General features: G+C 37.5%; 12 protein-coding genes and 1 riboswitch. Of the genes, 3 read left to right on the top strand and 9 right to left on the bottom strand.

Going from position 1 to position 12775, the window contains the following annotated elements:
* Positions 1 to 53: 53 nt before the first annotated feature.
* The 9 genes from WMO38_RS07680 to metK all read right to left on the bottom strand — a co-directional run bounded on the left by WMO38_RS07680 (position 54) and on the right by metK (position 8922).
* On the bottom strand, positions 54 to 467 hold the full coding sequence (locus tag WMO38_RS07680) for a hypothetical protein (protein ID WP_021866359.1): 414 nt from the start codon (positions 465 to 467) through the stop codon (positions 54 to 56).
* A gap of 90 nt (positions 468 to 557) precedes the next feature.
* Positions 558 to 1292, bottom strand: a complete 735-nt coding sequence (locus WMO38_RS07685) for a double zinc ribbon domain-containing protein (RefSeq protein WP_349162099.1) — start codon at positions 1290 to 1292, stop codon at positions 558 to 560.
* A gap of 17 nt (positions 1293 to 1309) precedes the next feature.
* Entirely contained in the window at positions 1310 to 3568 is a 2259-nt protein-coding gene (gene recD2 / locus WMO38_RS07690) for an SF1B family DNA helicase RecD2 (protein WP_349162075.1), read from the bottom strand.
* Positions 3569 to 3573: 5 nt separating this feature from the next.
* The gene (locus WMO38_RS07695) at positions 3574 to 3990 is read right to left on the bottom strand and encodes a hypothetical protein (RefSeq protein ID WP_021866356.1); all 417 of its coding nucleotides are present in this window, start codon (positions 3988 to 3990) and stop codon (positions 3574 to 3576) included.
* 21 nt (positions 3991 to 4011) lie between these two features.
* Positions 4012 to 4824 carry a flagellar hook-basal body protein gene (locus tag WMO38_RS07700; protein ID WP_021866355.1) on the bottom strand — a complete coding sequence of 271 codons (813 nt, stop codon included), beginning with the start codon at positions 4822 to 4824 and terminating at the stop codon, positions 4012 to 4014.
* A gap of 22 nt (positions 4825 to 4846) precedes the next feature.
* Positions 4847 to 5623, bottom strand: a complete 777-nt coding sequence (locus tag WMO38_RS07705) for a flagellar hook-basal body protein (RefSeq protein WP_021866354.1) — start codon at positions 5621 to 5623, stop codon at positions 4847 to 4849.
* A 24-nt stretch (positions 5624 to 5647) separates the two neighbouring features.
* A complete protein-coding gene (locus WMO38_RS07710; RefSeq protein ID WP_021866353.1) occupies positions 5648 to 6643 on the bottom strand; it encodes a rod shape-determining protein in 996 nt (331 codons plus the stop codon).
* A gap of 181 nt (positions 6644 to 6824) precedes the next feature.
* Positions 6825 to 7631 carry a putative ABC transporter permease gene (locus WMO38_RS07715; RefSeq protein ID WP_021866352.1) on the bottom strand — a complete coding sequence of 269 codons (807 nt, stop codon included), beginning with the start codon at positions 7629 to 7631 and terminating at the stop codon, positions 6825 to 6827.
* Positions 7632 to 7734: 103 nt separating this feature from the next.
* Positions 7735 to 8922, bottom strand: a complete 1188-nt coding sequence (gene metK, locus WMO38_RS07720; protein WP_349162077.1) for a methionine adenosyltransferase — start codon at positions 8920 to 8922, stop codon at positions 7735 to 7737.
* A gap of 110 nt (positions 8923 to 9032) precedes the next feature.
* Positions 9033 to 9182, bottom strand: a riboswitch (SAM riboswitch).
* 209 nt (positions 9183 to 9391) lie between these two features.
* Between metK and WMO38_RS07725 the strand changes: the two genes are divergently transcribed.
* The 3 genes from WMO38_RS07725 (at position 9392) to mgtE (ending at position 12750) form a co-directional block, all read left to right on the top strand.
* On the top strand, positions 9392 to 10507 hold the full coding sequence (locus tag WMO38_RS07725; protein ID WP_349162078.1) for an HD-GYP domain-containing protein: 1116 nt from the start codon (positions 9392 to 9394) through the stop codon (positions 10505 to 10507).
* A gap of 81 nt (positions 10508 to 10588) precedes the next feature.
* Positions 10589 to 10864: a sporulation transcriptional regulator SpoIIID gene (gene spoIIID / locus WMO38_RS07730; protein ID WP_021866349.1), complete on the top strand. Its 276-nt coding sequence runs from the start codon at positions 10589 to 10591 to the stop codon at positions 10862 to 10864.
* Between the two features lie 458 nt (positions 10865 to 11322).
* Positions 11323 to 12750, top strand: coding sequence for a magnesium transporter (gene mgtE / locus WMO38_RS07735; RefSeq protein ID WP_186837244.1), 1428 nt, complete (start codon positions 11323 to 11325; stop codon positions 12748 to 12750).
* Positions 12751 to 12775: the final 25 nt, after the last annotated feature.

Consider the following 12775-nt stretch of genomic DNA (forward strand, 5'->3'; position numbering starts at 1 on the left):
GGCGTTTATTTTATTTTTCTTAACAGCAAAAATCAACTTTTTAAATTACGTTTTTATTTTCTGTCAAGATAACGCATTCTCGCTCTTGAGTTCTTATCTTTTTCATCATCTTCTTCGTAATTTATGGCATACATGCTGCCAAGCTGGTTTGCAAGCGTGTTCTTACAAGCCTCGCAATATCTTCCAGATTTTATTGTCTTTCCACAATTTTCACATGGAATACCTATTGGGGAATCATCTGCAAAGCAGAGTCTCTCTTCACGAACCCACTTTTCAAGCTGTCTTACACTCACATCGCAGTCTTCTGAAATCTGATTCATCGTTGCCGAATGGTTTTCCTCTATATAGTCCTTTACAATATCAAACTTTTCCTCTAACTTTCTTACGCAGTCAGGGCAGAGATTCCTATATGAACCACCGATATAGTTATATAATCTTCCGCATCCTCTACAATTTCTTACATCCATAATTTTCCTCCTGTTCCGGCATCACGCCAAACCGCTGTTATTTTACCGGAAATATCCTATACCAGATATTGCATATCGCAACATTACCTCTTAGGACATTCCTCTTCCAATACAAAGGCATGCACCATATACCTTTTCTACCCCGTATTTTTTTAATACCGCAGCACACGCATCAAGCGTTGCACCTGTAGTATATATATCGTCTACCAATAGTATTTTCTTATATTTTACAACATTTTTGTCCGCAATAAAAGCATTTTCAAGATTTTTACTCCTGTCATGTCCCGAAATTTCTTTCATCGGAACTGTATTTTTATTTCTTTTAAGAAACTGTGTGTTAACCGTGACATGTATAATTTTTCCAAGTTCACACGCAATAATTTCTGCCTGATTGTACCCTCTTGCACGCTGTTTTTTTGCATACATAGGAACAGGAACAATCACATCAGGCGACCATATTTTTATAAGCATTCCCAGCTTGTCAGCCATCTGCGTGGCATACCACTTTCCATATTCCCGGCATCCTTTATATTTAAACCTGTATATTGACTGCTTTAATCCGTCTGAATACGAAAAAACAGCCGCCGATCTGTCAAATATATGTTTTGTCTTTGCACAGTCGTGGCAGTATTCTTTGTCATCAACATCTAATGGTTTTCCACATTTCAGGCAGCTTTCATCGCCGATATACACAATTTTTTTAACACACTCCCTGCATATTCCCTGTTGTCTTAATCCCGCCGGCAATGGTATCCCACATATGGGACACGCTGGCGGATATATGAAGTCCAGTGCTTTTCCACAAAATTTTTCCAGAATATTTATGCTTTTACCCCTTTCATTTAAACCACATTATCCAATTCATATATTTCTTTTATTCTTTCATCTAAAGACGAATAACGTCTCTGTTCAGACTCATTTTGTGCCATCTGATGAAAGCAGTTTTCATTTCCAACCATACATACACATTTTCTTGCCCTTGTAACCGCTGTATACAAAAGATTTTTGTTCATAAGCATCCTTGGGCCGGGATACATCGGAATAACAACCGCTGGATATTCACTTCCCTGCGATTTATGTACCGTAATTGCATATGCAAGTTCCAGCTCTTCAAGCTGTTTAAAATCATATTTCACAATACGCTCATCATCAAACTTTACAGTCATCTGCTCCATGAATGTATTAATCTCTGTAATTATTCCTGTATCACCGTTAAATACTCCGCTTCCGGCATCGTATGTCACTCCGTATTTACTCTTCTTTTCCCATTCCGTCTGGTAATTATTTTTAATCTGCATAACTTTATCTCCCTCACGGAATGTGACTTCGCCATACACTTTTTCCTGTTTTCCTGCCTGTGGCGGATTGAGATACTCCTGCATGATTTTATTGAGTCTTAATGAACCTGTTGCAGATTTTTTAGATGGCGTAAGTATCTGTATTTCATTAATTCCCGCACCGACATAATCCGGCAGTTTTTTCTTTACGAGTGTACATATTGCAGCTATTATCTCATCAGGTGTTTCGCGTCTTACAAAAAGAAAATCTTTACTGTATTTATTAAGAACGACCGGCTCACCTTTATTTATTTTATGTGCATTTATAACTATTTCACTCTCGGCTGCCTGTCGGAAAATCTTTTCAAGCCTTACAACCGGAAAACATCCTGATGCTATTATATCTTTTAATACATTTCCGGCACCGACACTCGGCAGCTGGTCGGTATCGCCAACAAGAATAAGTCTTGTTCCTACCGCAACTGCCTTTAAAAGCGAATTCATTATGCTTATATCAACCATTGACATTTCATCGACTATAATAGCATCTGTCTCAAGCGGATTTTCTTCATTTCTGTCAAAATTAGTTGCAAATGAACTTCCATTGGAATCTTCCTGCGGTCCTCCGCTTATCTCAAGCAGTCTGTGTATTGTCTGGGCTTCCATTCCACAGGTTTCACTCATTCTTTTGGCTGCCCTTCCTGTCGGTGCTGCAAGCCTTATATCAAGCCCTTCCATCTGGAAATATCGGATTATGGTATTTATTGTTGTTGTTTTTCCGGTTCCCGGACCACCTGTTATAACGACAAGGCCATTTTGAACAGTCTTTTTCACTGCCTCTTTTTGAATTTCATCAAGCTCAATATTAAGACGCTGTTCAATTTTTTCAATTGATTCTTCCATCTCCTCATCGTTACATGAATAGCTTATATCCAAATCGCACAGTTTTCTTGCAACAGACGTTTCCATATAATAATAAATCGCAGCGTATACAAGCTTTCTGTCGCCACTCTGTTTTACAACAACTTTTTTATCTACCGCAAGGTCCATTATATAACTTTCCATATTATCAAACTCTATCAAAAGAAGCGATTTAACATAGCTTTCAAGCTCATCCAATGGAAGATATACATGTCCCTGCCCTGCTGCCTGACATAAAACGTAAAAAATTCCGCTTTTAATTCTAAATGCCGAATCCACTTTTATTCCGGCTTTTGCTGCTATTTCATCTGCAATTTTAAAGCCTATACCATCAATATCATCAGCAAGACGGTAAGGATTTTCTTTTAGAATTGTATATATGTTTTGTCCGTATTTTGTGTAAATTTTGTTAGCCAACTTCATGCTTATGCCAAACTCCTGCATAAACATCATTGCACGACGCACATCTCTTTTGTCCATAAGCTGTGCGGCAATATCCATTGCCTTTTTGATGCTGATTCCTTTAATCTCAGCAAGACGTTCCGGTTCTTCTTCCATAATGCGGAATGTATCATCACCGAATTTATTCACAATATTTTCGGCCATTTTTTCGCCAATGCCTTTAATCGCACCGGAACTAAGATAACGCTTCACCGATTTTGCATCGTCAGGCGCCCTGAATTCATATGATTTTATTTTAAATTGCATGTAATACACGGGATGTTTGACAAATTCACCCTGTGCGGCTATAAATTCACCTGCACTGATGTAACTTAATACACCAACGCAGGTTACTTCTTCACCATTATATGTAATATCAAACACCGTATATCCGTTATCTTCATTGCGGAAAATAATATTTTCAACAAATCCCTCAACGTATTTTACAGCTTCATATTCCAAAATAATTATACCTCACTAACTCCGTAGTTTCTCTTCATCTGTTCGTAAAGCTGCTGTGCAAGTCCAAGACCTTTTCCACCATTAGACTCTGTCATCTTGTCAGCTACCTGCTGAACTATCTCATCACCAAAATAACTTGAAAGTGTACTCATTCCCGAATCAGAATTATCAGTCATTCCAAAAAGTGACGAATACAGATTACTATCATCCGTATCACCGTCAACTTTTGTCATCTTTACCATTGACTTTAACATCTGTTCTAAGAAATAACTCTCGAAATCTTTGCAGACTTCCATGAGTTCATCATCTGTTGCTTTTGACAAATCTTTATTATTTATTTTATCTTCAAGTGAATTACCTGTACCGGATGCATATGTTCCATTAGTATAAATGGAATTAACATTACTGATAATATTATCCATAATAATTCTCCCTGCCGCTTATTATCTCTTCAAGTTGTTTGCCTGTTCCATCATTGTATCAGATGTTGTAATAGCCTTTGAACAAAGCTCATAAGCCCTCTGTGCTGTTATAAGATTAACCATCTCTGTAGCCACATTAACATTAGAGCTTTCAAGATAACCCTGCTTTAATTTACTCTTGCTTACAACTCCATCCTCTTCATTGATTGCTACGCCTGATGCATCACTTTCTGCAAGATATGAATTACCAACCTTTGTAAGTCCTGAAGGATTAGGAAACTGATATAATCCAATCTTTATTCCAATAGGCTGTGCATTGTTAGATTCGTCAGGATAACATATATTACCGTCTCCATCAACTGTAATCTTAGTTGACTGATACTGTGGGTCAAGAACAATAGGCTGTCCCTCTGAACTAAGAACCGGATAACCTTCTGCAGTACAAAGAACCGTTCCCTCAGTATCTACCGATAAGAAGAAATTACCATTTCTTGTATAATATACATTTCCATCAATATTTTCTATTGCAAAAAATCCCATTCCGTTTATAAGGAAATCTGTTGTACCATCCGTTGCATTTGCTGAACCCTGTGTGTAATGTGATGTTATTGATGATATTCTTGAACCAAGTCCAACCTGTGCACTTACCGGCTTATTTTCTCCATTAGCAGAAGTTGTCTTAGCCTGTAAATCCTGATATAAAAGTGACTTGAATTCAGCACTCTGTGACTTATATCCTATTGTATTAACATTTGCAAGATTGTTTGCAATTACATCAACATTTGTCTGCTGTGCCATCATTCCTGATGCAGCTGAATATAATGATCTTACCATTCTGTCTACCTTTCATCTAAACTTATAACTCAGAAATTGATACCATCTTACTCATCATCTCATCCATGGCATTGATGACCTTCTGACCGCTCTCATACTCTCTTGCGATACTAATCATCTCAACCATCTCTGAAACAACATTGATATTAGATGCTTCTTTAAATCCCTGATTAACTGTTGCAGTAACCTCATCTGCCTGTGTTGCACCATCTATGGCACGATAAAGATTCTCACCATACATTTCGAGATAATTATAATCTTCAAAATCTGTAAGAAGAAATGAATCTACATACTCATTATCAGCATATATCTCTCCTGTAGGTTCTACTGCTATATTAGTTGCATCTGTCGGAAGAACAATCGGCTCACCGCTCTCTCCCAACACATAATCACCATCCTTGGTAACCAGATAACCATCTGCGTTCATCTGAAAAGACCCATCCCTGGTATACATCGTTGATGTCTCCCCGGCTTTGTTTGTAAAGGAAATCGTAAAGAATCCCTTTCCTGACAATGCAAAATCGTATGTATTATCTGTTGTAACAAAAGAACCCTGCTCCCAATTACGATACGTTTCACCGATTTTTGCTCCAAGCGAAAGCTTGCCGATATTCTGATTTACATGACCCACTGTCGCATCTTTAATCTTAATGCCATAAACAGCATCAAAAGACTGCGTTGTGCATCCTTCCTTTTTATATCCTGTCGTTGTAGCATTCGCCAGATTGTTGGATACAACATCAAGTCTGTGCTGGCTGTTTACCATTCCTGTATAGGCAGTATATAAGCCTCTTACCATAACCTGACCTCCATCCTGATATTTTTAGTTCTCATCTCTGTAACCGGCAAGGAATTCTATGAACTTACCTGTACCGATTGCAACTGCTGTCATTGGATCCTCAGCAGTAACTGTATTAATACCTGTCTTTGCCTCAATTAAATCTTCAAGTCCTGAAAGAAGACTTCCACCGCCTGTAAGAACAATTCCTCTGTCGGCTATATCTGATGCAAGTTCCGGAGGTGTCTTTTCAAGGACACTGTGAACTGCTTCAACAATCTGTGAAGTTGCCTCTCTCAATGCTTCTTCTGTCTCTTCTGATGTCACTTCTACTGTCTTAGGAAGACCTGTTACAAGATTACGTCCTCTAACATTCATAGTAGTAACTTCTGCTCTTGGGTATGCTGAACCAATCTTTATCTTAATATCTTCGGCTGTTCTCTCACCGATAAGAAGATTGTGTTTCTTTCTCATGTATCTTACAAGTGCTTCATCAAAATCATCACCTGCAATCTTAATAGATGTACTTACAACAGTACCTCCGAGTGAGATAACTGCTATATCTGTAGTACCGCCACCGATATCAACAATCATATTACCACATGGTCTTGAAATATCAATTCCGGCACCGATTGCTGCTGCTATCGGCTCTTCAATAATTGCAACTTCTCTTGCTCCTGCCTGAAGTGTTGCATCCTCAACGGCTTTCTTTTCAACCTCAGTTACACCTGAAGGTACGCAAACACTGATTCTAGGCTTCTTTAACATTCTTCTGCCTATAGCTTTCTGAATAAAATACTTGAGCATCTTCTCTGTTACTGTATAATCTGAAATAACACCCTGACGAAGAGGTCTTACGGCAACAATATTACCTGGTGTACGTCCAAGCATGAGACGTGCCTCTTCACCAATGGCCTTTATCTTATTAGTATCTCTGTCAAAAGCAACAACTGAAGGTTCCTTTAACACAACACCTTTTCCTTTTATATAAACCAGAATACTGGCTGTTCCCAAATCAATTCCTATATCTGTTGACAGCATGAAATTACTCCTTTCACTTTGTACTAAGCTGTTCAATATCCAATCATCCATAAATCTTCCGACACAAACCACTGCCAAAGTACCACGCAATAAAGATTTTATGCCTAAATATCATTATATACAATAAAAAAAAAATTTAAAAGACTTATTTTAAATAAATTTATAATTTTTTTTAATATCTTTACTGTTTCTTAGTGCTTACATACTTCTTAATCTCTTCAAACGCCTCGCCAAACCTCTTAGATGAAGCAGATGGGAAGCTCTTTAAGAGTGATTTGTGAAGTTTACCGGCTTTCTCCTTTGCAGCGTCAAGTTCAAGACGAAGTCTTTCAACTTTCTGCTCCTGATTAGAAAAATATTCTATCTGCTTTGCAGTTGCCTTTTCCGTAAATGCTTCTTTTGCTTCCGCAAGTCTTTCTGATATTTCTGAAAGTTCTTTCTTTATCATAGACTCATAAGCAAGAAGCTTCTGGTAATCAAGTGCTTTCTTAAATGCAAATACTGTATCGGTCGCAGCAATCACAATTATAACCAGCAAAACTGCCGTAAGAATTCTTATATCAAGTGAATCAATAAATTCTGCTATAGGCACATGGATTACCATAACAAGCACAACTGACAAAAACCCCCAGAAAAGCGATGATTTCAGGCATATATATCCATGAATGTTAAACTTTTTGTCACTGTAATCCCAATATTTCATATTAAATATAGCTTCCATTGCAGCACCTGTTACGTATTCAAGTGCAGTAGCCGCAATCATGCCGCATATATATACAAGAACTGCATTATCAGCAACCATCAGTGTCGAAATTATAATTGTCAAAGCCCCAAAACCATATAATGGAAGCATAGGACCTTTTAAAAATCCTCTGTTTGTAAGCTTTCTTTTGCTCACAGAAACTATAGTTGATTCAATGCACCACCCGAGAAAGCTGTATATAAAAAAGAATGCCAGCCATCTCTCAATTGTATAATACCCTTCCATCAAAATCTCCTTAAATAAACTGATAAGAGCCGGATGCAGGAAGTCTGTCCCACATCCGGCTCTTATTATTATACATTACCGTAATGTTATTTTACAATTGTTTTTATAAATATTTTTTTAATAATTCTGCTTTATCTGTCTTTTCCCATGGAAGATCAAGATCCGGACGACCAAAATGACCATAAGCTGCAGTCTGCTTGTAGATAGGACGTCTTAAATCAAGCATCTTGATAATTCCTGCCGGTCTTAAATCAAAGTTTTCTCTTATAAGCTCAACAATCTTATCTTCTGAAAGCTTGCCGGTTCCAAATGTATCAACCATGATTGATGTAGGATGTGCAACACCAATTGCATATGAGAGCTGGATTTCGCATCTGTCAGCTATTCCTGCTGCAACGATATTCTTTGCAACATAACGTGCTGCATAAGCTGCCGAACGGTCAACCTTTGTGCAGTCCTTTCCTGAGAAAGCTCCGCCGCCGTGCCTTGCAACACCGCCGTAAGTATCAACGATAATCTTACGTCCTGTAAGACCGCTGTCGCCGTTAGGTCCGCCGATTACGAATCTTCCTGTAGGATTAATGAAAATCTTTGTATTTTCGTCTATCATTGCAGGATCAACAACCGCATCAATTACATATTTCTTGATATCTTCATGAATCTGTTCCTGTGAAATTTCAGGTGCATGCTGTGAAGAAACAACAATAGCATCAAGCTTGACTGGTTTGTTATTTTCATCATATTCTACAGTAACCTGTGTCTTTCCGTCAGGTCTTAAATATGAAAGAGGTCCGTTCTTTCTTACAGCTGTAAGCTGTCTTGCAAGTTTCTGTGCAAGTGCAGCTGAATATGGCATATATTCCGGTGTCTCATTAGTTGCATAACCAAACATCATGCCCTGGTCACCGGCACCGATTGCATCAATCGCAGCGTCATCTTCTTCACCATTTTTTGCTTCAAGTGCTTTATCAACACCCATTGCAATATCTGCAGACTGCTTGTCAAGTGCAACCATAACTGCACATGTATTTCCGTCAAATCCCTTTTCTGAGCTGTCATATCCGATTGTTGTAACTGTGTTACGTACAATCTGAGGAATGTCGATATTTGCCTTTGTTGTAATCTCACCCATAACCATTACAAATCCTGTATTTGTAAGTGTCTCGCAGGCTACTCTTGAATATGGGTCCTGCTCATATAAAGCGTCAAGTATTGCATCTGATACCTGGTCACAGATTTTATCAGGATGTCCTTCAGTAACAGATTCTGATGTAAATAATCTTCTTTCCATAATAATTCCTTTCTTCATAAAAATTAATTGTATATGTGGTTACATTAATTAAAACATAACGAAAAAAAGAGCCCTCGTAAAAGGACCCGCAATCATCAAGACTCGAAATCCTCTTATTGTTCGAACTTCCGGTATAATCCGGATATCTTCGCTCAGGTTGGCACCTTCCTTGCAACTGCTCAATCATCAAATCACTGCCATTGCCTACGGGGTTGCCGGGCTTCACAGACCCTATGTGTCTCCGCCACTCTAAATAAGGGATGTAATATCATAAAGCATACCGCTACATGATACTCACTCGTTATATTTTTATATCAAATGAATATTACACAATTAATACTTACTAGTCAAGTGTTTTCATCGAAATATATTTTATTTTATAAAATTGACAATTTGCCCCATTTTTTCTATAATAAAATCATATTTAAATGTCGATATTATTTTATATCTAAACGGGAGTATTTTAATTATGTCAGACAATAATTCATCATCTAATAACATACATACAAAGACAGTGTTTATTTTTGATGCCGATGACGGAATGACTCTTTCTAAAGATGTCCTTAACAGCGATGGCTCTCTTATTGCTGCATCAGGCACAAAGCTTGATATGGATATGATTGCAAAGATTTCTGCAAACCACATTCTTGAAATTGAGATTATTGATAAAGATTACACCGAACCTGTAAGACCTGTCGAGAATGACAATTCTACATATTACGAAAAGGTAAGAAACAGTAAAGAATTCAAAGCTTTCTGTAAAGAATACAATGAAGGAATTTCTGATTTAAAATCACAGTTAAATGATATTGTAAACCGTAATGCAGATGTTGACGTGGATGAACTTCTTACTTATCCCCTTTCTCTCATGAATACATATTCAAACAAACTTCAGATGTTTGATATGCTGCACAGTTTACGCCAGTTTGATGACCTTACTTATGCCCATAGCGTAAATGTTGCACTTGTTGCATCTATTATAGGTGAATGGCTCGGTTATTCCGAAGAAGATGTGCATGTTCTTACACTGTGTGGTCTTTTGCATGATATAGGCAAAGTCCGTATTCCTAGGAAAATTCTTGAAAAACCAGGCAAGCTTACACCTACTGAATTTGAGGTTATGAAAGCCCATGTAAACGAAGGTTATGATATTATAAAAGATAAAGATATCGACTCAAGAGTTAAAGAAGCGTGTCTGCTTCATCATGAAAAATGTGATGGTACAGGCTATCCTTTTGGACTTACAAGCGAAAAGATTCCTGATTTTGCAAAAATAATTGCAATTGCCGACATTTATGACGCAATGACATCAGACAGAGTTTACAGAAGTGCTGTATGTCCTTTTACAGTTATACATCTTATGGAACAAGAGTGTTTTTCAACACTTGATCCTAAGTTTGCACTTCCATTCTTTAAAAATGTTGCATCATCATACATTCACAACAATGTCAAACTTTCAAATGGCGAGACAGGTGAAGTTGTACTCATTAACGACAGAAGTTTAAGCAGACCGGTTATACGTTGCAAAGATAAATTTATTGATTTATCTGCAGCACCTGATTTAACTATAACATCCATTCTTTAATCTATATTTTCAAAACGCTTTGAGGTCATATTTGTCTTAATTATTGAATATGATATACAAACAAATATGCAGGGGTTTTGATTGAAAGGTTATATCGAAGAACGGGCTATAAAAACTGCTGAATATATTATCGAAACAAAAGCTACCGTCCGTCAGACGGCAAGAAAATTCGGTGTCAGCAAAAGCACTGTTCACAAAGATGTCACTTCAAGATTAGCACGTATTAATCCCTCACTTGCAAGTGAGGCAAGAAAGGTTCTTGACATTAACAAACAGGAACGACACATACGAGGTGGTCTTGCAACCAAAGAAAAATATCTTCATGAACACAATTTACATACGTCAAAAAATATTTGATTTTTTAATAATAGAGACAGCCATTATATAAGCCATAAATTTATCTGCTTATATATGGTTGTCTTTTTATATAACAGCTCATAATATTTATTATATTATTTCTTGACTTTTTTATTTGCAGTGAACTATAATCTTCTTTATGGGATTTTTCCGCATATTTATTTTTAATATTATTTTATGAAAACGAGGTGAGATCATGACTGACGACAGTTACGGGCGAAGTAGCATCATTGTCTGCAAAAATCAGAAGAATTCATATAAGAATATAGATTTTAAACCCGGCACTTTTGTCATGGCGGGTCTCATTTTAAGTCTATAAATTTCTTCATTTCTAAATATGAAAAACTTTCATAAATCCGGTTATCTGCATCGGATTTTTTTCTCCTGCTTTTTCTGGCAATGATTTTCATGTCCGGTCGCTACAGACTATTTCTAACTGAATATGAAAGGAGATTGTGATGGAAGAAAAAGACATCGTAAACACAACTGCTGAGGAACTTTCTTCAGCAAAACCTGACTACGAAAAGGAAATCGCTTCTATTATCAGAAGCAACGCATCCCCTGCACAGATTAAAGACAAGCTGCTTGATTATCATGAAAATGATATTGCCGCTGCACTTGACAGCATGAGCATATCAGAAAGACAGAGATTATACAGGCTGCTTAATATTGACGAGCTTTCAGATATATTTGAATATGTTGACGAAGACAATATTCCGACATATTTCAAGGAGCTCGATATCAAGAAGAAAGCTGCTGTTGTATCCGAAATGGACGCTGACAAAGCAGTTTTTGTTCTCCAGCACCTTGATAAAAAAACACGCGATGATTTAATCGAGCTTATAGGTAATGATGCAAGACGTGACATTGCTCTTATCTCTTCATTTGACGATGACCAGATAGGCAGCAAAATGACAACAAATTTCGTTTTAATCCACTCTACACTTACAATTAAACAGGCTATGCGTGAGCTTGTAAATCAGGCCGCCGAAAATGATAATATTTCTACAATCTATGTTGAAGATGAAAATGATGTTTTCTGTGGTGCCATAAGCCTTAATGAGCTTATCATCGCCAGAGCTGATATGCCGCTCTCAGATTTAATTGTAACGTCATATCCTTTCGTCTATGCCAAAGAAGATATTGACGATTGTATCGAATGGATTAAAGATTACTCAGAGGATTCTATTCCTGCACTCGATGAAAATAACAGGCTTTTAGGAGTTATAACCGCACAGGATATTGTTAAAGTCGTTGATGATGAAATGGGTGAAGATTACGCCATGCTTGCCGGTCTTACTTCTGAAGAGGACTTGCATGAGCCGCTAAAACAGAGTATCAAAAAACGTCTGCCATGGCTGATTATACTTCTCGGTCTCGGACTTGTTGTTTCATCTGTTGTAGGAATGTTTGAAACTGTAGTTGCCCAGCTTACTATTGTTATGTGTTTCCAGTCACTTATACTTGATATGGCCGGAAATGTAGGTACGCAGTCACTCGCTGTTACTATCCGTGTTCTCATGGATGAAGATCTGACTGCCAGACAAAAATTCGGACTTGTGTTTAAAGAAGGCCGCGTTGGTCTTATCAACGGACTGATTCTCGGCATATTATCACTTGTATGCATTGGCAGCTATATCCACTTTTTTAAGGGTGCATCAATACTATTTTCATTCAGCATCTCACTCTGTATCGGTGCTGCACTTATGCTTGCAATGCTTATATCAAGCCTTGTGGGAACACTTATACCTATGTTTTTCAAAAAAATCCATATCGACCCGGCAGTTGCTTCAGGTCCGCTTATCACAACAGTAAACGACCTTGTTGCCGTCGTGACATACTATGGACTCGCATGGATTTTCTTAATAGAAATCATGCATTTTTAAATATACATCTGCACAAAATATGCCA

The sequence above is a fragment of the Lachnospira hominis (ex Hitch et al. 2025) genome (genome assembly GCF_040096395.1).
GTDB lineage: Bacteria > Bacillota > Clostridia > Lachnospirales > Lachnospiraceae > Lachnospira > Lachnospira hominis.